The 21,805-nt window shown below is 63.1% G+C and carries 21 protein-coding genes; 10 read left to right on the top strand and 11 right to left on the bottom strand.

Features of this window, described 5'->3' with window-relative positions:
- Positions 1-28: 28 nt before the first annotated feature.
- Positions 29-508, bottom strand: coding sequence for an NUDIX domain-containing protein (locus ACO06F_RS17965; RefSeq protein WP_421694099.1), 480 nt, complete (start codon positions 506-508; stop codon positions 29-31).
- A gap of 72 nt (positions 509-580) precedes the next feature.
- Between ACO06F_RS17965 and ACO06F_RS17960 the strand changes: the two genes are divergently transcribed.
- The 5 genes from ACO06F_RS17960 (at position 581) to ACO06F_RS17940 (ending at position 6,070) form a co-directional block, all read left to right on the top strand.
- Positions 581-1,723 (top strand): dATP pyrophosphohydrolase, encoded by a 1,143-nt coding sequence (locus tag ACO06F_RS17960; protein WP_421694098.1) that lies wholly within the window; start codon positions 581-583, stop codon positions 1,721-1,723.
- A 106-nt stretch (positions 1,724-1,829) separates the two neighbouring features.
- Positions 1,830-2,750: a metallophosphoesterase family protein gene (locus ACO06F_RS17955; protein WP_421694097.1), complete on the top strand. Its 921-nt coding sequence runs from the start codon at positions 1,830-1,832 to the stop codon at positions 2,748-2,750.
- Positions 2,751-2,854: 104 nt separating this feature from the next.
- A complete protein-coding gene (locus ACO06F_RS17950) occupies positions 2,855-4,030 on the top strand; it encodes an LptF/LptG family permease (RefSeq protein WP_421694096.1) in 1,176 nt (391 codons plus the stop codon).
- Positions 4,027-5,103, top strand: a complete 1,077-nt coding sequence (locus ACO06F_RS17945; protein ID WP_421694095.1) for an LptF/LptG family permease — start codon at positions 4,027-4,029, stop codon at positions 5,101-5,103. The genes ACO06F_RS17950 and ACO06F_RS17945 overlap by 4 nt, the downstream gene beginning before the upstream one ends.
- 7 nt (positions 5,104-5,110) lie before the next feature.
- Positions 5,111-6,070 (top strand): diacylglycerol/lipid kinase family protein, encoded by a 960-nt coding sequence (locus ACO06F_RS17940; protein ID WP_421694094.1) that lies wholly within the window; start codon positions 5,111-5,113, stop codon positions 6,068-6,070.
- 205 nt (positions 6,071-6,275) lie between these two features.
- Here the strand turns inward: ACO06F_RS17940 and spt are convergent, their stop codons facing one another.
- The 10 genes from spt to ACO06F_RS17890 form a co-directional block, all read right to left on the bottom strand.
- Entirely contained in the window at positions 6,276-7,487 is a 1,212-nt protein-coding gene (gene spt, locus ACO06F_RS17935) for a serine palmitoyltransferase (protein ID WP_421694093.1), read from the bottom strand.
- A gap of 4 nt (positions 7,488-7,491) precedes the next feature.
- A complete protein-coding gene (locus ACO06F_RS17930; RefSeq protein WP_421694092.1) occupies positions 7,492-7,731 on the bottom strand; it encodes an acyl carrier protein in 240 nt (79 codons plus the stop codon).
- Positions 7,728-8,699 (bottom strand): NAD-dependent epimerase/dehydratase family protein, encoded by a 972-nt coding sequence (locus ACO06F_RS17925; protein ID WP_421694091.1) that lies wholly within the window; start codon positions 8,697-8,699, stop codon positions 7,728-7,730. Before ACO06F_RS17925 ends, ACO06F_RS17930 begins: the two co-directional genes overlap by 4 nt.
- A 38-nt stretch (positions 8,700-8,737) precedes the next feature.
- Entirely contained in the window at positions 8,738-10,537 is a 1,800-nt protein-coding gene (locus tag ACO06F_RS17920; protein WP_421694090.1) for a fatty acyl-AMP ligase, read from the bottom strand.
- 169 nt (positions 10,538-10,706) lie between these two features.
- Complete coding sequence (locus ACO06F_RS17915; RefSeq protein WP_421694089.1) at positions 10,707-11,240, bottom strand: hypothetical protein; 534 nt, start codon at positions 11,238-11,240, stop codon at positions 10,707-10,709.
- A 101-nt stretch (positions 11,241-11,341) separates the two neighbouring features.
- Positions 11,342-12,109, bottom strand: coding sequence for a sterol desaturase family protein (locus ACO06F_RS17910; protein WP_421694088.1), 768 nt, complete (start codon positions 12,107-12,109; stop codon positions 11,342-11,344).
- A complete protein-coding gene (locus ACO06F_RS17905; RefSeq protein ID WP_421694087.1) occupies positions 12,109-13,179 on the bottom strand; it encodes an AbrB family transcriptional regulator in 1,071 nt (356 codons plus the stop codon). Before ACO06F_RS17905 ends, ACO06F_RS17910 begins: the two co-directional genes overlap by 1 nt.
- Positions 13,172-13,984, bottom strand: a complete 813-nt coding sequence (locus ACO06F_RS17900) for an HAD-IIB family hydrolase (RefSeq protein WP_421694086.1) — start codon at positions 13,982-13,984, stop codon at positions 13,172-13,174. Before ACO06F_RS17900 ends, ACO06F_RS17905 begins: the two co-directional genes overlap by 8 nt.
- Positions 13,981-15,054: an NAD(P)/FAD-dependent oxidoreductase gene (locus tag ACO06F_RS17895; RefSeq protein WP_421694085.1), complete on the bottom strand. Its 1,074-nt coding sequence runs from the start codon at positions 15,052-15,054 to the stop codon at positions 13,981-13,983. The genes ACO06F_RS17900 and ACO06F_RS17895 overlap by 4 nt, the downstream gene beginning before the upstream one ends.
- Before the next feature lie 32 nt (positions 15,055-15,086).
- Positions 15,087-15,959: a 3-keto-5-aminohexanoate cleavage protein gene (locus ACO06F_RS17890; RefSeq protein ID WP_421696716.1), complete on the bottom strand. Its 873-nt coding sequence runs from the start codon at positions 15,957-15,959 to the stop codon at positions 15,087-15,089.
- A gap of 216 nt (positions 15,960-16,175) precedes the next feature.
- Between ACO06F_RS17890 and ACO06F_RS17885 the strand changes: the two genes are divergently transcribed.
- The 5 genes from ACO06F_RS17885 (at position 16,176) to ACO06F_RS17865 (ending at position 21,799) form a co-directional block, all read left to right on the top strand.
- Positions 16,176-17,177, top strand: a complete 1,002-nt coding sequence (locus ACO06F_RS17885; RefSeq protein WP_421694084.1) for a diguanylate cyclase — start codon at positions 16,176-16,178, stop codon at positions 17,175-17,177.
- Positions 17,178-17,360: 183 nt separating this feature from the next.
- Entirely contained in the window at positions 17,361-18,521 is a 1,161-nt protein-coding gene (locus ACO06F_RS17880) for an extracellular solute-binding protein (protein WP_421694083.1), read from the top strand.
- 308 nt (positions 18,522-18,829) lie between these two features.
- Complete coding sequence (locus tag ACO06F_RS17875) at positions 18,830-19,915, top strand: ABC transporter ATP-binding protein (protein ID WP_421694082.1); 1,086 nt, start codon at positions 18,830-18,832, stop codon at positions 19,913-19,915.
- The gene (locus ACO06F_RS17870) at positions 19,908-20,912 is read left to right on the top strand and encodes an ABC transporter permease (protein ID WP_421694081.1); all 1,005 of its coding nucleotides are present in this window, start codon (positions 19,908-19,910) and stop codon (positions 20,910-20,912) included. The genes ACO06F_RS17875 and ACO06F_RS17870 overlap by 8 nt, the downstream gene beginning before the upstream one ends.
- Entirely contained in the window at positions 20,909-21,799 is an 891-nt protein-coding gene (locus ACO06F_RS17865) for an ABC transporter permease (RefSeq protein ID WP_421694080.1), read from the top strand. Before ACO06F_RS17870 ends, ACO06F_RS17865 begins: the two co-directional genes overlap by 4 nt.
- Positions 21,800-21,805 lie beyond the last annotated feature (6 nt).

The following is a 21,805-nucleotide window of genomic DNA, read 5'->3' as shown; positions in this document are numbered from 1 at the left end:
AGGGTAACGTCAAGGTGAAGAGAAGGTTTCACCAATCCCGCGCCGGGGGCCGGCCGTCCAGCACCTCGGCAATGCGCCGTCTGGTACCCGGGGTGGTGCCTTCGGGAAGGGCTGCGGCGGGAAAGAACCTGGCTTCGGCGATTTCGGAATTGGGGGTGAAGCTCTCCTGCCGGAAGCGCCTGAGCACGAAGCAGGCCACGTGATCGCCCGGGAACTGCCGGTCATTCAGAAAAATGCCGTGGAAGACTGGCGCTTCCTCCGCCTCGATCGCCGCCTCCTCGCGCAGTTCGCGCACCGCCGCTTCGGTAAGGCTTTCGCCGCGCTCCACACCGCCCCCGGGCAGGAGCCAGCCCGGCGAGTAGGAATGGCGCACCAGCAGCACCTCGCAAACCTCATCCTTCAGCACCAGCGTGCGGGTGCCCAGCGTCATGCCGCGCCTCTGGCGGTAGACGGCATGGACCACAGGTTTCGCTGTTTGATAGAACAGGCGTTTCAAAAAATCCGGCATGCCTCTGGTTAAACCCTGCCCCGGCCGCCGCCAAGCTTGAGTTCCCGCGAAACGCAGTTTAATTCCCTGAGGATGACCCAGTCCGTCAGCGTTCGCCCGGTTCGCGGCAAGGCCGATCTCAAGGCCTTTCTGGACTTGCCTTTTGCCCTGTACGAAAAGGATCCCAACTGGGTTGCGCCGCTCTATCTGGAACGGCTGGAACATCTGGACGCCGCCAAGAACCCCTATTACCGCCATGCCGAGGTGGAACTTTTCCTGGCCTTCCGGGGTGAGAGGCCCGTGGGCCGCATCTCCGCCCAGCTGTGCCGGCTCCGCACCGAACGCTATCAGGATGGTGTGGGCCAGTTCGGCTTCCTCGAGGCGGAGAATGATCCCGAGGTGTTCAAAGCCCTGAGCGATGCTGCCGCTGCCTGGCTGAAGGCACGTGGCGCCACCCGCATCCAGGGGCCGTTCAGCTTCTCGATCAATGACGAGATGGGATTGCTGATCGAGGGCTTCGGCACGCCACCCTCGGTGATGATGGGCCACGGCCTGCCCTATTATGCCAGCCGCATGGAAGAACAGGGCTTCGCCAAGGCCAAGGACGTGATCGCCTATGACATCCTGGACAAGGGTGAAATGCCGCGCGCCATGAGAGCGGCCTATGACAAGGCCCTGGCCGAGAAGGACGTGGTGATCCGCCCCCTCGACAAGAAGAAACTCACCTCAGAACTGGAAGCCATCGTGGCGATTGCCAATGACGCCTGGTCCGAAAACTGGGGCTTCGTTCCCTGGACGCAGGAAGAGATGACGGCGCTGGGCAACAATCTCAAGATGCTGGTGACGGGCGACTATGTGGCGATCGCCGAATACCGCGGTGAGCCCGCAGCGATGGCAGTGACACTGCCCAACATCAATGACTGGATCACCGGGCTCGATGGCCGCCTGTTGCCCTTCGGCTGGGCGAAGCTCGCCTGGAACCTGTTTGCAAGGCCGCCCCGCTCCATCCGCGTGCCGCTCATGGGCGTGCGGAAGAGGCACCATGGCACGGCCCTGGGTGCGGTTCTCGGCATGTCGGTGATTGCGCGGATCAGGGACTATCACGTCGGCCGTGGCACGTCGAAGGGCGAACTCTCTTGGATCCTCGAGGACAATATGCCGATGCGGCGGATGATCGAATCCTTCGGCGGCATGCCTTACAAGACCTATCGCGTTTACGAGAGGGCGATTGACTAGCGCACCGTCTTCTTCGCACTTCCTCTTGCCGGGATTGCATGTGAAGCGTTAACCATCAGCCGCCTAGAAACCACGCAGTTATTTTCGAGACAGCCAGCCGTACCCTGTGTTCAGCCTCGCCCATCTTTCCGACCTTCATCTCGGGCCCCTGCCCATGGGATCCGCGCACCGGCATTTTGCCTTCAAGCGGACGATCGGGGTGATGAACTGGCGCCTGAGCCGCCACCGCGTGCACAACCCCGCCGTGGCACTGGCCATCGCGGCGGACATCGTGCGCGCTGCTCCGGACCATGTTGCCCTCACTGGCGACATTGTGAATGTGGCCGCCCATGACGAATTCCTGGCGGCTGCACGCTGGATGAAGGCCTTCGGCGAGCCGGACTGGATCAGCTTTGTTCCCGGCAATCACGATACCTATGTGCGCATGGCCTGGAGCAACGGCCTCGCCCATCTGTCGCCTTACATGCAGGGTGACATGCGGGTGCCACTCACCCAATCCACCCCCCAGATCGACACGCCCTTTCCCTACGTTCGCCTGCGCCGCAACGTGGCCTTGATCGGCGTCTCGACCGCCGTGCCGCAGCCGCTGCACCGGGCGGCCGGGCTGCTGGGCCGAACCCAGCTCGACTCGCTTGCCCAGCTCCTGCAGGACCTGCGCGAGCGCGGCTATGCCCGGGTGGTGATGATCCACCATCCTCCCCTCCCCGGCCTCGCCCAGCCCCGGAAGGCGCTGATCGACGCCTCCCCGTTGCGGGACGTGCTGGAGGCCCATGGGGCGGAACTGGTGCTCCACGGCCATAATCACGAGCATATGTTGAATACGCTCAACTCGCGTTTCGGCACCGTCAATGTCGTTGGTGTGCCCTCCGCCTCGCTGATCGAGAGCGAGCACCATCCGGTTGCGGCCTGGAATCTGTACCGGATCCAGCGCATCGCGGGCAAATGGGCAATTGACGTTTCGGTGCGGAGTTTCGACCCCGCGACACGGCAGGTCGTGCCGCTCACTGAATTCGCGCTTTCTTCCTGATCCCCTGCTGGGCTAGATTGCGCCGATGACGCGCCCCCTTCCCGCCCGCAACTGAGGCAACCTTGCTCCGCATCGTCGATAGACACGTCCTGAAGCAGGTCTCGATGCCTCTCGCTGGTGCGCTGGTGATCGGCCTCCTGATGCTGCTGGCAGATCGCATGGTTAGGCTGCTCGATACCACGCTCGGCAAGAAGAACTCCTTCAGCGTGGTCTTCGAGATGCTCGCCTATCTCGTTCCGCATTATCTGGGAACAGCCCTTCCGGCCGCGCTGTTCTTGGGCCTTCTGCTGGGCTTCGGCAAAATGTCCACCAACTCCGAAACCGATGCCTTCATGGCCTCAGGGGTGGGCCTCAACCGCATGGCGCGCTCGGTGATCGTGCTGGGCGTGCTGATGAGCCTCGTGTCGATGTTCGTCATTGGCTGGCTCCAGCCCTATGCGCGCTACTCCTACCGCTCCGTGGTCTTCGACGTCCAGAACGTGGAAGTCTTCTATTTGGCGGAGGAAGGCGTGTTCATGCAGTCGGGAGACCGTACCTTCATCCTGGACAAGCTGAACCGCAGCACCAATGCCTTCCAGCACGCCTTCATCTATCAGGACAAGGGCGCAGATGGATCGGAAACGGTGACCGCGGCCAAGGGCTCCCTCGTCGAAAACAAGCAGGGCGGCCGCCCCACCCTCCACCTTGAGGATGGCCACCGCCTCACCTTCAAGGCGCGGCCGGATGTGACTGCGGCAGAACCGGAAGTGGGCGAGGCCACGGAATTTGCGCTGGCGGATACACCGCTTGGCCGCATCTCGCAGAAACTCTTCCGCCCCCGCGGCCAGGACGAACGTGAGCTCACCCTGCCCGAGCTCTTCAGTGCCCTCAGCAACCCGCCACCCAAGGCAACCTTTGCCAACGTGTCCTCCGAACTGAGCGAACGACTGGTGACGGCCGTCAGCATTCTCATCCTGCCGTTTCTCGCCATACCTTTCGCCGTCGGCTCCCGCCGCAGCGCGCGGGGCTTCCGCACCGGCGTGGCCCTGGTGCTGATCGTGGTCTACAATGAGGTCATTCATCAGGGCGCATCCCTTTCGAACCATGGCGTGGCCTCGCCGCTGGTCACAATGTGGCTCCCGTGCCTGCTGCTCGCGGCCTTTGCCGCATGGCGTTATGCCGGCACCTGCTTCACCTTGCGCAGCGATCCTGTGAGCTCCGTCATCGACCGGGTGGGAGACATGTTCGGCACACTGCGGCTGGCGATAACCCGGCGCTTCGGCTGGGGGGCCGCATCATGATGAAGATCATCGGATGGATGCTGAACCGCATGGTGGCCGTGCGCTTCTTCGGCATTCTGCTTGGCATCTCCTTCTTCGTTCTCTCGCTTGACGTTCTGGCCAACGCCAAGGACCTCCAGACGCTGCGCCCCGATGACGGCATGATCCTCATCCAATACATGCTGTACCGTGCGCCTGCCGTTCTCTCGAACTACATGGGCATCAGCATGCTGCTCGCCATGCTGCTGTCTCTCACCGAGCTGAGCTACCGCAATGAAATGGCCGCGATGTGGGCCACGGGGCTGTCGCCCGCCCGCATCATCATCATGCTGCTGCCCCTGGCCTTCGTGGCGGGCGGGCTGCAGTTCGTGCTGTCCGATTCCGCCATTCCCGCCACCACGCCGCAATTGCGGGAATGGGGCATTGGCGACTATGGCGCGGAAAAGCTGAAGCTGGGTGAGAAGGACCCGATCTGGATGCGCGCCGGATCGGACATTCTTCGGGCCGGCACCGCCAATGCGGACTCAACCAAGCTCAATGACGTCATCATCTTCCGCCGGGATGACAAGGGCCTGCTGCGCGAGCAGATCTATGCCAAGGAGGCGGAGCTCTCCGGCGGCCGCTGGACCCTCTCCAAAGTGCTCGTCTATTACCGTGACAATCTTCAGCCCTCGCGCCTCGACACGCTGGTCTATTCCGGCGCCATGAAGCCCGCCCAGGCCGGTGCCCGCTCGGGCGCACCTGAGGACATGTCGCTCACCGAGCTCTTCTACTTCATCGACAATCAGGGCTTTGGCATCAGGCCGATCTGGGTTTACGAGACCTGGGCCAACAAGCGCATCACGCTGTTCTTCTCAAGCCTGCTTATGATGGGCCTGTGCATTCCGCTTGCCACGCGCTTCCGCCGTGGCGGCGGCCTGGGCGCGCTTTTCGCCGTGGGCGTGGGGCTGGGCTTTGTCTATTTCATCGTGGATGGCATTTCGCTCACCATGGGCGAGCTGGGCTTCGTGGCGCCATGGCTTGCGGCCTGGCTGCCGATCCTCGCCTTCGGCTCCCTGGCAGCCGTGCTGACGCTCCGCGCCGAAACGGTGTGATGGCGTGGTGAAGGCCGGACTGATCGTCAACCCTCTCGCGGGCAAGGGCACAGGCAAGGGCCTGGCGCTGGTTGAAAAGCTGGCGCGCAGCGGGCATGTGTTCACCCACGTCATCGAACGCTTCGAAGGCCTTCCCTCCGTCCTTGCCGAAATGGCAGGAGCCAATGTAACGGATCTTTTCATCAGTTCGGGCGATGGAACCATCCAGGAAATCCTGACGGAAATCGCCGAGCGGAGCCCCTTCGGCCAAATGCCGCGCATCTGTCTGCTGCCGCACGGCACCACCAATCTCAGCGCCAATGATTTGGGGTTCAGGAGCCGCTCAATTGCGGCTCAGGCCGCCTTCGTGGAGAACCCTGGCGCTGCCGAGACCGCCCTTCGCAACACCATCCGCTGCCTGAACCCGGGAGATGGCAAGCTGCGCCACGGCATGTTTGTGGGCACCGGTGCCGTCGCCATTGCCACGCGCTATTGCCAGGAAGCCTTCAACAGCCGCGGTGTGCGGGGCGAAGTCGCCGTGGCGCGAACGCTGCTGACGGCGGTTCGCAAATATCTCTTCTCCGCCCCCGACCCCGCGGATGAAGCCCGGTTTGACCGGCCCTCTCCCATCACGGTCGAGGCCAATGGCCAGTGCTTTGCGAGCGGCATGCAGCTTCTGCAGATGTCGACGACGCTCAACAAGCTGGTGCTCAATGCCAACCCCTTCTGGGGCGAAAGAACAGGCCCGATCCGCACCACCGTCATCCCCTATCCCGTGCCCTCAGTGGCACGCTGGATCCTGCCTGTCATGTATGGTGGCCCAAACCGTGCCTCACCGCCCGGCACGGTGAGCTTCTGTTCGGAGTCAGTGGCTGTCTCATCTACCGTGATGTTCACGATCGACGGTGAATTCTTCCCGGCTCCCGTGGGTGAGCCCTTGCGCCTCGAGACCGGCCCAAGCCTCACCTTCCTGCGCGGCCCGGCTTAAGCAAGGCCACGACTTGGCGTAAACCGCGAGAGCAACAGGCGGCCAATCGAGATCAGCTCCCAGCCCGCACCGTCATGCCAGCGAAGGCTGGCATCCCGCTGTCTTCGCAGCATGTACTTCCGCAAAGCGGGACCCCAGCCTTCGCTGGGGTGGCGGAACGGATGGAGCGTAAATGATAAGTGATCTCACGTGACCACCCGCCGCGCTACCCGTTCACGACCTTCTTGCCATGCCCCTGTGCCACAACCGCGCCGAAGAGTTCGATGATGCGGTCGATCTCCGCATCCGAATGCGCGGCGGAGACGGAGCAGCGCAGCAGGCAGAGCTTGTTGGGGGTTCCCGGCGGCAGTGCGATGTTCACATAGACGCCGGCCTTCAGCAGCGCATTCCACATGGCAATGGTCGAAGGCTCATCGGGGCATCTGACCGCAACGACCGGGCTCACCACATCGCAGCCCAGTTCCAGGCCAAGCGACTTGAAGCCCTGGAACAGGCGCTCGGAATTCTCCATCAGCCTCTTGCGCCGCTGCGGCTCGGCCGCAAGCTTGCGGATTGCCGCAAGTGAAGTTGCGACAGACGCGGGTGATGATGAGGCGGTGAACATATAGGGCCGCATCGCAAAGCGCAGATATTCGAAATAGGGGTGGTCGCCCGCGCCAAATCCGCCAATCGCACCCACGCTCTTGGAGAAGGTGCCGACGATGAAGTCCACATCGGCTTCGAGCCCTGCCTCATCGGCAAGCCCGCGGCCATGGGGGCCAAGCACGCCGAAGGAATGGGCCTCGTCGACCAGCAGCTGGAAGCCGTGCTTCTTCTTCACCTCGATGAAGTCGGCCAAGGGCGCACGATCACCCATCATGGAATAAATGCCTTCGAGCACGACCAGCTTGCCGCCGCCCTCATCCTGCTCGCCGCGTGCGAGCCGCTTGTCGAGGTCGGCTGCATCATTGTGGCGGAAGCGCACGAGCTTGGCGCCGGAGAGCGTGCAGCCGTCATAGATCGAGCTGTGCGAGTCGGCATCGAGATAGATCGTATCGCGTGGCCCTGCGAGACCGGACATCATGCCGAGATTGGCCTGATAGCCGGTGGTGAACACGATGCAGTGTTTGCGGTTCAGGAACGCCGCAAACTCCGTCTCGAGTTCCCTATGCAGCGCGAAGGAACCATTGGCAATGCGTGAGCCCGTGGTGCCGGTGCCGAACTCGTCCAGCGCCTTCTTGCCCGCTGCAATGCAGTCAGGGTCGAAGGTGATGCCCATGTAATTGTTGGTGCCTGCGAGGATCGTCTCGCGGCCCTCGATGATGGCGCGGGTGGGCGAGAGGATCTTCTCATTGTTGACGCCCACGGCATCAACCCCCAGCGAAGTGATGCGCGCGTGGCGCTCGGCAGTGGCCTTGAGCTTGGCGAGAAGATCCATGCCGCTATCCCTTCTTCACACGCGCTTCGACAACATTGGCGAGATCGCCCACCGTCCGGGTTTCGGACAGAACATTGAGCGGAATCTCGATGTCGAAATGGTCTTCAACCTCCATCACGAAATCCATGACGGTCACGGAATCGATGTTGAGATCGGTCGAGATGTCAGTTGTGGCCGAAAGAATCGTTCCATTGGTGTTGAACGGTTCGAGCAGCTTGGCGATCTGGGTGACGGTATCGGTCATTGAGACGTCCTTGAACTTGTGGCCCTTCTATCCGTGCCGTGGGGCTGAGGCAACCATCCGGCCGCGCGGTACCACGCCACGGTTTCGGCGAAGCCGGTTTCGAAGGGAATTGGATCGGCAAGGGACAATGTGCCCTCATGGGCAACCCAGTCCACATGGTAGAGCTCGGCAATCTTGCCGCGGTTGATCATGCCGGGCTTGGCCGTGAGCCGGGCAAGTCCCTCGGCAACAGTGGCAACGGCCTGGGGAATGGCCCGGGGGAGGAACACCGGCCGCACGGGTGCATTCCTGAATTGGGAGGCCGCGCGCAAAAGCTCATCCCAGCCATAGCCGCCCGCCTTCCCATCGCTCACCTCATGAAGCCCCTGCTCCGCCCCATCCAGCGCTTGCGCGATGAGGCGGGCCAGGTCCCGGCCGTGGATCAGCGAGAAGCGCGCCGCGCGCCGTCCCGGAATGGCCGCGATGGGCCTCGTCAATTCCTTGATCAGCGGCAGCGTGCCACGGTCGCCCGGGCCATAGACGGCGGGCGGCCTGATGATGATGGCATTGAGCGCCTGGGCCCGCCCGCGTACCACATCTTCTCCTGCGCGCTTGCTGGCGCCATAGGCCGAAAGCTGCGGCTCCCTTGCGGCGAGAGACGAGATATGGACGAAGCGGCGCGTTCCCGCCCTCTCCGCCGCAGCAGCCAGCGCTTCGGTGCCCTGCCGGTTGACGCGGAAATACCCCTGGCGGTCCAGTGAGGTGAGAGCCCCTGCAAGGTGGATGACGGCATCAGCCCCCGCCAGCAACCGTGCGAGCGCGTCCGTATCGGCCAGGTCTCCTGTCACCGTCTCCACGGCTTGCGGCAGGTTTGCCGTGTCCGGGTTGCGCACCAGCGCACGCAGCTGCCGCCCCCGGCCCAGCAATTCGGCAACGGCATGACGCCCGGCAAAGCCCGTGGCCCCGGTGATGGCGATGATCGGTTTCATCTGGTCCTTTGAAACGCCGGGCGGAAAACGCCCGGCTTTCAGTAAGCGGCCTCGAGGCCCGCCGCCTGCGCCATCAGCGACAGGGCGGAGATCTCCGCGATTTCACCCGTGAGGTATTTCTGTTTGGCGGCCGCGCGGGACAGCTTGCCCGAAGAGGTGAAGGGCAGGCTCTTCGGCGGCACCATCACCACCTTGCATTCGACCCCGGCACTGCGGTGCACGATGGCGGACACGTCATGGCGCAGCGTCTCGACCGAGGCCATGTCCTGCAGGCGGCACTGCACCAGCACCGTCACGGCGTCTTCGCCATCCTCACCTTCGACGGCGAAGGCAGCGACGTCACCGGCGCGCAGCGGCTCGATCTGCTCGGCCGCCCATTCAATGTCCTGCGGCCAGATGTTGCGGCCGTTGTGCAGGATCAGGTCCTTGGCGCGGCCGGTAATGACGATCTCGCCATCCAGCCAATAGCCCATGTCACCCGTATCCAGGAAGCCGTCCATGCCGACGACGCCCGATGTGGCCTCGTCATTGTGATAGTAGCCGGACATCAGGCTCGGCGTCTTGACGAAGATGCGGCCCACAAGGCGTTCCGCCAGCGCATGGCCGCGCTCATCGCGGATTTCCACGGTGCTTTCCGTCCACGGGCGGCCGCAGACCACGAAGCTGCGGGCATTGGCGCCATGAGCGGGAACGGCGCGGCCCTGAACTTTCAGCGCATGCCGGTCAATCGTATCGATGCGGATCGGCTTGTCCGGCGCCACGAAGGAAATCGCAAGCGTCGTCTCGGCCATGCCGTAGCTCGGCAGGAAGGCCTCGGGGCGGAAGCCCGCAACCGACAGGATGGCGGCAAAGCCATCCAGCACATCGGCGCGCACCATGTCACCGCCGATGCCGGCAATGCGCAGCCGCGACAGATCGATCTTCACGGCATCGCCATTGATGCGGCGGCCGGCCAGGTCATAGCCGAAACTCGGCGAATAGGTGATTGTGGACTTGTTGTCCGACATCAGCTTCAGCCACAGCGCCGGGCGGCGCGCGAAGGAGGTGGTGGCCAGGAAATCAACCGTCACCTGCCCCATCACGGGCGACAGGCAGAAGCCGACGAGGCCCATGTCATGATAGAGCGGCAGCCACGAGAAGGCGCGATCCTCCGGCGTGATCTTCATGCCCTCGTTGAGAATGGCGCGGGTATTGGCAAGGATCGCCTTCTGCGAAATCAGCACACCCTTGGGGCTCGAGGTCGAGCCTGAGGAATACTGGATATAGGCATCTTCATCGGGGCCGAAGGGCTCAAGCTTGGTGGCGGCTTCCGGCAGGGCCTGAAGCTCGGTGTGGGTGAGCACCCGGTAGACGCCCGCACGCGCCGCACCTTCGGTGATGTGGCCCAGAAGATCATCGCCCGAGATGACGGTGCACGCCTTGGCGGCCGCCAGCATGCCGGCAACGCGCTCGATGTAGGACTCCTTGCCACCGATATACATGGTGTAGGGCATCGGGCAGGGAATGAGCCCGGCATATTGGCAGCCGAAGAACACCGTCATGAATTCGGGGCCGGTTTCGGCAACGACCGCCACGCGCTCGCCACGCTTCAGGCCGAGGGACAGAAGCTTGCGCGCCGTGGACACGGCCTGGCGGCGCAGCTCGGAATAGGGAAGCACGGAGTCGAGATTGCCGCGTGCCGAATAGAAATTGAAGCCGGTGACCCCACGTGCCGCGTAATCAAGCCCTTCGGCGAGGGAACCGAACCCCGCCAGCTTCTGGGCGAGGCTGCGATTTGATGTGGGCGTGGCCGATCCGGACGAGACGGCCTCACTGTTCCGCTTCAAAGCGCTCTGCATGCAATCGTAACCCTGCAAAAATAAATCTTCTTGTGTTTGCTTCCGCCCTGAACTCCCCAGATCTAGGCGGAAACTGGTAAATTTTCGTAACAGGGTCGGTGAGTCGAATGAAATCAATTGTTGTTTCAGTTTGTAACGGCGCCGGATCGGTGAAAATAGTCTAACCGATTCAATATTTTAGAATGCCTGTGTAAATCGCCCCGGCCACCAGCGCAAGGGCCCCGAATGCGAAGCCCGAAACCCATGCCAGGATCAGCGCGGCAGAGCTGTAGCCGGGCTGCGGGGAAGCCTGCGGCGATGCGGCGGACTGGCGCTCCTTTGCCACCAGCCGGTGCGCCATGTGGCGGCGGATGGCAGCGGCCGTCTGCTCCCGGTCGATGCTCTCGAACAGGATTTCGCGGCGGTCCTGGCGGTCCTGCAGGAAGCGGTAGGTCCGGTGGTCAGGCTCCATCACCACATAAGAGATGAGATCAACCCAAAGTTTTGGAGGATCGCCCGGCAGCAATGTGAGGTCGAACATCTCCTTGGCCTCGGTTGATGCCTGCACCGTCGGCATCAGCTCGTCCTTCAGGATCTGCAGCCGCAATGATTTGGAATCGCGCAGTTCGAGACTTGCATCAAAATGAGCCGCCTCTGCCTGGCGCGCCTCGCGAAGCGCGTCCGTCAGCGGGTCCCGAACCGGTGTGAATGCGGCTTTCGCCACGTTTCAGCGCTCCTCAATGCCCAAGGCTCCTGTGCTGGAATGGAACAGTCCTGCAGGCAGGCGCCCGGGTCATGGCAATCTTGCATGCGCCGTGCCACGGTTCAAAGCCGCCGCTGGAAAGGCCGCGTGAGCAATTGCGGCAGCATCTCGTCGGTAAGCCCCTCGGTCCCGATCGGCATCTCCGGCGTCCGCACCGTTGGGCTGCGGCTTGCGAACAGCCGGTCCCAGATGGAAAGGAGCGAGGAATAGTTCGAATCCGTATCCCGCCGGATCGCGTGGTGGTGCACCCAATGGATCGACGGCGTCACGATCACGTAAGACAGCGCCCGTTCCAGCTTCGGCGGCAGCCGGAGGTTCGAATGGTGGAACATGGTGTTGACGGCCAGCAGCGTTTCGAACACCACCACGCTCAGCAATGGCACGCCGAGCGCCAGGATCACGGCAGCGCGCACCAGGGAGGAGATCAGCACCTCGCCGAAGTGAAACCGCAGCGCCGAGCTGGCGTCTAGGAATTCATCAAGGTGGTGCACCTCGTGAAAGCGCCAGAGCAGCGGCCAGCGGTGATTGGCGCGGTGCCACCAGTAGATCCAGCAGTCCAGCACCAGGATGTCGAGGGCGAGCCCCGCCCAGCCCGCCCACCAGAGGGGCCGCCAGCCCAGAACATGGGCCGCCGCAAAGGCCGAAACCGGCACCACGATGGCCCAGGAGAGGATCGCATTGGCCCCGGCGAGCGAGAGGTTCTTGGCCACGCGCCTGACCCCGCCCACCACCTTCGCCATGGGAAACACCCGCTCCAGCACCAGCAGCAGCACAAGCACCCCCAGCACGGCGATGCCCTTATAGGCGAGAAGAAAGGTCAAAGGCTCCATCAGCGGTCGTCTAGCTTTGAAGGCAGCGTGGGCGAAGTGACATTCACGTGAGCTCCCATGCGCTTCAGCACATAGGCCGTGACCACGGGCATGAGCAGCGCCAGCCCGATGTAGCGCGCCATCTGGTGGGCGCCCACATAGGCGGGGTCGAGGTTCAGCGAAAACGCCATGATGGTCATCGCGTCGAGGCCTCCGGGCGAGAAGGCGAGAAGCGTCAGCGCCAGCGGCAGGCCGGACGCCCAGGCCGCAACCCCTGCTCCGGCCATGGCAATCACCAGCGCGATGAGAAAGCCCATGAAGCCCTCGAACAGCGCCTCGCGGAACTCGGTGAAGGTGAAGTGCGAGAAGCGCGCGCCGATCATCACCCCCAGCACCACATTGGCGGGGATGAGGATGCTGGCCGGTGCCGCCCCTGAAATCAGGCCCGAAAGCTCCAGCGCGGCGCTGGCCAGCATCGGCCCCAGCATCAGGCCCGCAGGCACCCCCAGCCATTCCAGCGCATAGCCCGCAGCGGTAGAGCCCAGAACCACGATGACAACACCCCACAGGCTCCCCATCTGATCCGGCATCACGCTCACCGTGTCAGGCGGGGAAAGCCAGCTGATGACGGATGGCAGGGCCGCCACCAGGAAAAACAGCCGGATGCACTGCGCGATGGTCACGCGCCGCATGTCAGCCTTTGTTCCGCTGGCCAGCAGCAGCGTGAGGGACAATGCGCCGGGCAGGCTCGCGAACAGCGCGGTCGCCCGGTCCCACCCGCTGCGCTTCACATAGTAAAGGGTGCAGGCCCAGGTGACGGCAACGACGGTGAGCCCGAGGAAGGCAATCGACAGCGGCCAGTGCGCCGCCCGGTCCACCGTATCCCAGGAGACGGCCGTCCCGGTCTGGATGCCCAGGAAGATGAAGGCCATGGCCCGCAGCCAGTCCGGCATGCCCACCTTCACCTTCAGGAACACGGCGGCAATGGAGGCCATCATGCTGCCCGCAAGCCAGGGCGCGGGCATGCCGAGTAGCCAGAAGATCAGCCCGCCCGCGGCCCCAATCGCCAGCCCCGCGGCCGTGTCACGCATTCTGCGCCCGGGCGGCCAGCACGGCATCTGCAAATTCCGCGAAGCCATGCCCGCCTTCGCCCGCCGTCACATAGGCCGGAAGATGGGCCATCAGCTTCGCATAGGGCCTGATGTTGGCCACGCCCACGCCCAGCGGGAACACGGCAAACATCGGCGCATCATTGGGCGAGTCGCCGCAGTAAGCGATGTGGCGGAGGTCCGTTTCGAGTCTGATGTCAAAGGCTTCCGCCAGAAACCTCTCACTCATGGTGAGCTTGTCATGGGACCCGAACCAGGCATTCACATGGATCGAGGACACTTTGGCCGCGGCACCCTCCGCATGAAAGGCCTCGGCAATCGCTTGCGCAGTGGCGAGCGGCAGCGGCGGCACGTCCTCGCAGAAGTCGATTGCCACATCGATCTCGCGGTAGGCCTGGTCGGAGGCGATCGCCGTTCCGGGAAAATCCTTCAGCACGCGCTCGGCAATTGTCCAAAGTTTCCGGGTATTTGCGCGCCGCTCCTCAGGGGATTGCGCGTAGACGCGGATCATCTTCTTCGCGTGGTCGTCATAGCGGAAATAGAACGCCCCATTCTCGCCCACTACGCCGTCAACCGGCCATTGCCGCGCAATCAGGTCGCACCACCCAGCAGGGCGCCCGGTGATGGGCACGACTTTGATGCCAGCGCGCCTCAATTTCCAAAGCGCATCAAAGGCTTCTGCGGGAAGCCTGCCATGTAGGGTGAGCGTGTCGTCAATATCCGTCAGAACCGCCTTCACCCCGGCAAGAAGGCTGTGGGGCGCTTGGGCCAGAGGCTGCATGGTCATGAGAGAGAAGGCCTGTCGGGAGAGAAGGATGAGATCAGCGGGTCGCGCGCGCCGGTCAGGATTTCCGTGGCCGCGAAGAGGCCCAGTGCGGGGGCAAGCGTAATCCCCGAATGCGTGACGGCAAGGTAGAGCCCGTTCCGCCGGTGCGGGCGGCCAATGGCCGAGAACCCATCCGCCGGTGTGGGGCGGTTGCCGACGGTGAAAAAATCGAGTCCGAGGCCCTCTGCCCCCTTCACCATCGCCTCCACCTTGGCCTGCAGGTCAAGCGCCAGCCCCTCGGCATCGCCTTCGGGGTCGGCGCCCGCGAAATCGGTGCCGGCCACGATCCGGCCTTCCGCCGTCTGGCGCAAATGAAGGCCGGGCGACATCACCAGCCCGTTCAGCAGTTTGGGTGCGGGCTTCGAATGGGAGAGGAGACCCGCCGGCGCATCCATCTTGAGGGTCAGGCCCACACTGTCCAGAAGCTGCGCGGTGGCCGCACCGGCCGCCACCACCGTCTCGTCGGCGTGGATCACGCCCACATCCGTCATCACCCCCACCACCCGGCCATGCTCTTCCGCCAGCCATTTGACCGGGGTTTCGGCCAAAACCTCCGCCCCCAGGGCGCGGGCGGCATCAAGCAGTGCGAGGGATGTGGCCAAGGGTTCCAGCATGCCTTCGGTTGCGGCGTGATAGGCAAAGTCCGGAACGCTGGTGAGGTTCGGTTCAATCGCCAGGATCTCGTCCCGGCTCACCTTCCGGATGGGCTGTCCCCAGTTCTGGCGTTCCTTTGCATAGGCGTCGAGTTCGGCTGGCGGCACGTCCCAGATCAGCCCGCCGCACCAGTTGACGGCAAGCCCCGGAATCTCCTTCTGCAGCCGGTGCCACTCCGCAATGGAGCGCACCCGCAGCCGGAAATAGGGCTCAGGGTTCCCCCAGCTGGCATTGATCCAGGCCCAGCTCGCCCGGGTGGCGATGCCACCCGTCTCGCCCGCCTCGATGACGCTGACATGCGCCCCCGCCTTCGCCAGGTGAAAGGCAATCGACGCCCCGATGACGCCCGACCCGACGACGATGACACGCTTGGCCATATGTCCGTTCCCCCTGCCCCGCCGCCTTCAACTCAGAACTTCACGTTCTCCGCACCCTTGGTGTCCAGCATGGCGCGCGCTTCGTCAGCACTCGCGATGTCATAGGACAGTTCCTCGAGGATGTGCCGGATCTTGGAGACAAGCGCCGCGTTGGACGGCGCCAGCTGGCCCTTGCCCAGATAGAGATTGTCCTCGAGGCCCACCCGCACATTGGCCCCCATCGTTGCCGCCATGGTGGTGAAGGGCAGCTGGAAGCGCCCCGCCGCCAGCACGGACCAGTAATACTGGTCACCGAACAGCCGCTCCGCCGTCTCGCGCATCACCATCACATTCTGCGGGTCCGGCCCGATGCCGCCCAGAATGCCGAAGATCGTCTGCACGAACAAAGGCGGGGTCACCAGCTTCCGGTCCAGGAAATGCGCCAGCGTATAGAGATGGCCCACGTCATAGCATTCGAATTCGAAGCGCACGCCATGGCCCTTGCCCAGCCGCTCCAGAATCGTCTCGATGTCGCCGAAGGTGTTGCGGAAGATGAAATCCTTTGAGCCTTCGAGATGGGTGCGCTCCCACTCATGCTTGAACTCGCTGTAGCGGTTCAGCATGGGGAACAGCCCGAAATTCATCGAGCCCATGTTGAGGGAGGTCATTTCGGGCGAGAAGGCTTCCGCCGCCTTCACCCGCTCGTCAATGCTCATGCCCTGGCCGCCGCCCGTGGTGATGTTCACAATGGCATTGCAGGACTGCTTAATTCGCGGCAAAAACCCGTTGTACGTGTCTGGTGCGCCTGAAGGCTTGCCGTTTTCCGGGTCGCGCGCATGGAGGTGCAGGATGGCGGCACCCGCCTCCGCCGCATCGATGGCCTGGCGCGCAATCTCATCCGGCGTCACCGGAAGATAGGGCGACATGGACGGCGTATGGATCGAGCCGGTAATGGCACAGGTGATGATGGTCTTGGATTTCTTGCGCAAGTGGGCCTCCCTCGGAACCGTATTTTTGCGCGGAGGCTACCGGGGCAGCGCCAGCGCGTCACGCAGAAGTTTGGGCAGGGAAGCCATGCAAGTTTGCCGCAAGGCCGGAACGATAGCCTCGTGCCGTCAAACTCTTTCGGCGCTGGCCCTCCAATGACCTCGATGCTGCGCATTGCGCTTGCCGTGCTTTCCGGCCTTGCCGGGCTCTTTGCGCTCTATCTGATCCAGACCACCGGGCGCATCCCCTACGAAAAGGCCTTCGAACTCGGCGCGGTCACGCTGCTCTTAGGCATCACCTTGCTCTCAACCGTGTGGGAAGGCCTGCGCGCCCCGAAGGACGGGGCCGCAAGCGCGGCTCCGGCGGCCGAAGCGCCCGCCAGCCCTGAAAGCTCCGCCGAGCCCGTGCAGAGCGAGATCAGCAAGGTGCTGGGGCTCCTGAAACAGCATGCGGAAGCAAATGAGGCCTTCTCCGGCGTCCTCGACCGCGCCAATTCCGAATTGCACGAGAGCCTCAAGGCCCAGCAGGTGCGCGTCATCATTTCCTATCTGATGATCGAGAATGACAAGATGCGGGCCCGCACCTCAAACCTGCAGGCCAATCTCGAAACCTCGCAGCGCCAGATCGAGAAGCTCAAATCCCATCTCGCCAATGCGGAAGCCCAGGGCCTCAGCGATCCGCTCACCGGCCTCAAGAACCGCCGCGGCTTCGATGTGGTTCTGGCCTCGCAAGTGGCGAACGCCCGCAGCGCCACCCAGCCCCTGTGCCTCATCATTGCGGATATCGATCACTTCAAGGCCATCAATGACCGCTATGGCCACCCCACGGGAGATGACGTGCTGAAATGGTTCGCCAAGATCCTGTCCAGCAACGTCAAAGGCCGGGACACGGTGGCGCGCTACGGCGGTGAGGAATTCGCCATCGTCATGCCGGCAACCTCAGTGGAAAACGCCTCCAAGGTCGCCCAGCAGATCAAGGCGCAGCTTGAAACCCAGTTCTGGCAGAAGCCGGGCGCACCCAACACCATGCTCAGGGTCACCGCCTCCTTCGGCGTCGCCCAGCTCATTGATGCGGAAGGCACCAGTGGCCTCATTTCGCGGGCCGATGCCAAGCTCTATGAGGCCAAGCAGGGTGGGCGAAACCGCGTTGCGGCCTGAACAACGGCGCATTCCACGACCGGAGGTTAACTTCCGGCAAGGGGAGCACAATCCCATTGCGCGCCGTTACACGATCGTCATATTCTCTTGAAATGAAAGAAGAAGCCGGGGCCCACCCGGACGTCATCCCATATTCCAAGCGAATGGCACTTAAGCCTCAGCGAACAGAGAGGAATGTCTAGAATGAAGAAACTCACCCCCGCGCAGGAAACCATGCGCGCCGCGGCCCTGTCGCGCCGCACCCTGCTGAAATCGGCCGTGGCCCTGGGCGCCGTCGGCCTCGCAGCCCCGCTCTATACCAAGAACGCGCTCTCCTCCTCGGGCGAGCTGAACCTGCTCATGTGGTCTGATGAATTCCCCGATCCGGTGCTGCCGAACTTCGAAAAGGCCACGGGCATCAAGGTGAACTCGACGCCCTTCTCTCAAAACGAAGAGCAGATCAACAAGCTCCAGGCCACTGGCGGCGAAGGCTTCGACCTCTGCCAGCCCACGCGTGACCGCGCGCCGCAGTTCAAGGACCTCGGCGTTCTTGCCCCCTATGACATGAACAAGGTCAAGAACTCCGGCAACCTGCTCCCCTCGATGCTCGAAGCCTCGACCAGCGTCTGGACCTGGGATGGCGGCCTCTACCATCTGCCGCATTGCTGGGGTTCGGAAGCCATCTCCTGGCGCACCGATCTCTATAAGGGCAACCCGGCTGACCTGAGCTACGGCTCGCTCTGGGCGGATGACGTCAAGGGCCACGTTCAGGGCCGTCCGCACTCCCTCCTCCTCGGCATCGGCCTGTGGCTCGATGGCAACGGCAAGCTGCCCACCAACCGCATGCTTGACGCGTTCAAGGATCCGGACAGCTTCAAGAAGATCTATGATCAGATCCTGCCGATCGCTCTCGAGCACAAGCCCTGGATCAAGCAGTTCTGGGATTCGGCTGACAACACCAAGTCCGGCCTGATGGAAAATGACGTGTGGATCGGCCAGACCTGGGATGGCCCCGTCCTTTCGCTCAAGAAGGACGGCAAGCCCGTCTCCTACCAGGCGCCGAAGGAAGGTGCGATTGCCTGGGTTGACGGCCTGTCGCTCATCAAGGCCGCCAAGAACACCGATCAGGTTTACGCTCTCCTCGAATACCTCCAGACGCCGGAGGCCTCTGCCGCCGTCGCCGAAGGTTCGGGCTATAACCCGGTTGTGAAGGGTGCGGACGCGCTGCTCTCGCCCGCCGCCAAGAAGAACTTCCAGGAAGCCTATCCGGGCGACGCCCTGAACAACCTCTGGAACCGCCCGCCGGAGCCCTCGTGGTTCGGCGAGCTCCGCACCCAGTATGCGGACAAGTTCAAGGCCGCCTGATCGGCAGCAAAGCAAGAAGACAGGGCGGGAGGCGCTGCTTGAATGCAGCCCTCCCGTTCTTCATCTCACCTCGTCATGGCCGGGCTTGACCCGGCCATCCTATTCCCGGCACCGAAAAAGAGGATTCCCGGATCAAGTCCGGGCATGACGGGAGGAGGACATCAGCAGTCGCCTTCGTCCAGTCCAGCGCGCCCTCTCAATCAGGTCCAGCGGGAGGTTCTTCTTGCACTGCAGCGGGGTTCAGTGGAAAGTTGCCGCAAAACCGCATAGACGGTTGCGGCGTGTTTATTCAGGGGTGGGGAGAGCGCATGAGCGCCGGCGTAGAACTCGATCATGTGACCGTACGCTTCGGCCAGTTCACGGCCGTTGATGATGCAACGCTGGACATCAAGGGCGGAGAATTCTTCTCCTTCCTCGGGCCCTCGGGCTGCGGCAAGACCACAATTCTGCGCACTGTTTCGGGCTTCCTCGATCCCTCCGCCGGAAAGGTCCGGATCGGCGGGCAGGACATGGGCGGCATCGGCCCCAACAAGCGCCCGACCGCGCTGATCTTCCAGAACCTCGCGCTGTTCCCGCTGATGACGGTGGCAGACAACATCACCTATGGCCTCCGCGTCCGCGGCGTGCCCAAGGCCGAACGCGTGAAGCGCGCCGGCGAGCTTCTCGATCTCATCGCCCTTCCCGGCCAGGGCAACAAGCTGGTGAGCGAACTGTCCGGCGGCCAGAAGCAGCGCGTCGCCATCGCCCGTGCGCTCGCCGTTCAGCCCAAGGTTCTCCTGCTGGATGAGCCGCTCTCGGCACTCGATTTAAAGCTCCGCCAGCACATGCGCAATGAATTGCGCGCCATCCAGAAGCAGGTCGGCATCACCTTCATCTACATCACCCATGATCAGGGTGAAGCCCTCACCATGTCAGACCGGATCGCCGTCATGTCGGATGGCGTCATCCAGCAGGTGGCGGACGGAAAAAATGTCTATGACCATCCGGACACGCCCTTCGTCGCCTCCTTCGTGGGCGAGAACAATCCCTTCGCCGGCAAGGTGGTCTCGTCAGACGCCGATTATGCCGTGGTCGAAACCCCGCATGGCGCGCTCCGCGGCCGCAACGCCAAGCAGCTGAAGCCGGGGGACAAGGCCATCCTCTTCGTCCGCCCTGAATCCTTCCGCTTAGGCGCCGGCGCGCCTGATGCGACGGTCGCGGCCGAAACCCTGTCCAGCGCCTTTGAAGGCAATGCCACGCATGTGTTCCTGAAGGGCGCCACCAAGAAGGACATCACCGTCACCGTGGCCCGCCACGGCGGCAACCCCATCCCGGCCCAGGGCGAACGCGCCCAGATCCATTATGATGCCGCCATGGGCGTCATCCTCCCTGAAGGGAAGATGGCCCGTGAGTAGCCGCCTCCTCGTCTTCCTCATCCCCATCGTGGTGATCGCCATCTTCTGGGCGATGGCAAAGTCCGAGAGGAAGCTGGCGCATGATCCCAGCCACAAGGGCTTCTTCGAGACGAACGGCATGGTGCTAGGCCTCACCTTCATCCTGCTCGTTGCCTTCTGGTCCCTCTTCCTCGTGGTGCTGCCCTATCTCTACATGGTAGTTGAAAGCTTCCATCCGAAGCTGCCGCCCATGCAGCGCGGCGGGCCTGACGATCATCTGACGCTGGAGCAATACAAGTCCTTCTTCTTCGAACCCATGGATGGCTCCTTGAACACCACCCACATGGGTGCCTTCGTCTTCTCCATCGTCACGTCGGTGCTGGTCACGGCCTTCAACTTCGCCATCTGCTATCCCCTTGCTTACTACATGGCGCAGGCGGGCTCGCTGCAGAAGGTCCGCCTCATCATGCTGGCCTTGATCGTTCCCTACTGGGTGAACGAGATCCTGCGCGCCTTCTCGCTCCGCCTGCTGCTCACCTCCAAGGGCCTCATCAATCAGGCGCTGATGGGGCTGGGTCTGACCACCGCCCCCGTCGATTTCCTGGCGATTGACGTCGGCCTCTATGTGGGCCTCTCTTACGCCTATCTCCTCGTCATGATCTTCCCGCTCTACAACGCCATCGAAAGCCTGGACAAGAACCAGATCGAGGCCGCGCGGGATCTGGGCGCCCCCTGGTGGAAAATCCACCGGGACGTGGTCATCCCCTATGCCAAGCCCGGCATCGCCTCGGGCTGCACAATGGTCTTCATGCTGGCGGCGGGCTCTCTCGCAGCACCACAATTCCTCGGCGGCCCGTCCACGCTGTGGTTCACCTCGATCGTCTATGACTTCTTCTTCCAGGCCTTCAACTGGCCGCGGGGTGCGGCCTATGCCTTCATCCTGCTGGCCGCCTGCATCGCCTTCGTGATGCTGATGCTCAGGCTGTTCAAGGTATCGCTCGGGGAGACGATCAAGTGAATTCCAAATCCGTCATGAAGGGCATGATCGGCTTCTACATCGCGCTCTTCTTCCTCTATCTCTTCGGGCCCTTGATGGTGATGAGCGTCACCGCCTTCAACACGCCCAATTATCCGACTGCCTATCCCTTCGAGGGCTTCACGCTGGATTGGTTCGTGAAGCTCTGGAACCACCGCGCCATGATGGAGGGCTTGCGCAACTCCATCATCATCGGCCTGGGCGTCGTCGCCGTCTCGGTGCCCGTGGGGCTCGCCGCCGCCATCATCATGAGCCAGATCTATCACCGCGCGCGCGGCATGTTCTATCTGGTCACCGTGTCCCCCGTGCTCACCCCCGGCGTCATCATCGGCATCTCCACCGTGATCTTCTGGAAAGACATGATGGGCATGACGGATTTCACCAAGGCGTGGTTCTACAAGGGCGTCATCCTCTCGATCCTCGGCCAGTCCAGCTTCGTTGCCGCCTATGCCCTCTTGATCATCATGGCCAGGCTCCAGCGCTTTGACCGCGCCCAGGAAGAGGCCGCGCTCGATTTGGGCGCCTCCCACCCCCAGGTCTTCTGGCACATATTGCTGCCCTTCCTGAAACCGGCCCTGATCTCGGCCTCCGTCATCGCCTTCCTCTCGAGCTTCGAGAACTACAACACCACAACCTTCGCCATCCTCGCGGACAAGACCCTCGTCACCGTGCTGGCCGGCGAAGTCCGCCAGGGCACCACGCCCACGCTTTCCGCCCTCGCCGTCATCATCATCGGCCTCTCCCTCTTGGGCGCCATCGCCTACGAAATCATGAAACGCCGCGAGGAAGCCTTCGCCGAACGCACCAAGGAAAACGCCAAGATCGCGGAACGAAGCGACCTGGCCGATGCGGCGGCGGGGTTGAAGTAGGAGCCT

This window comes from Aestuariivirga sp. (assembly GCF_965227715.1).
In the GTDB taxonomy this organism is placed as follows: domain Bacteria; phylum Pseudomonadota; class Alphaproteobacteria; order Rhizobiales; family Aestuariivirgaceae; genus Aestuariivirga.
The sequence above is the reverse complement of the archived record's forward strand: the minus strand, read 5'-3'. Positions and strand labels throughout refer to the sequence as shown.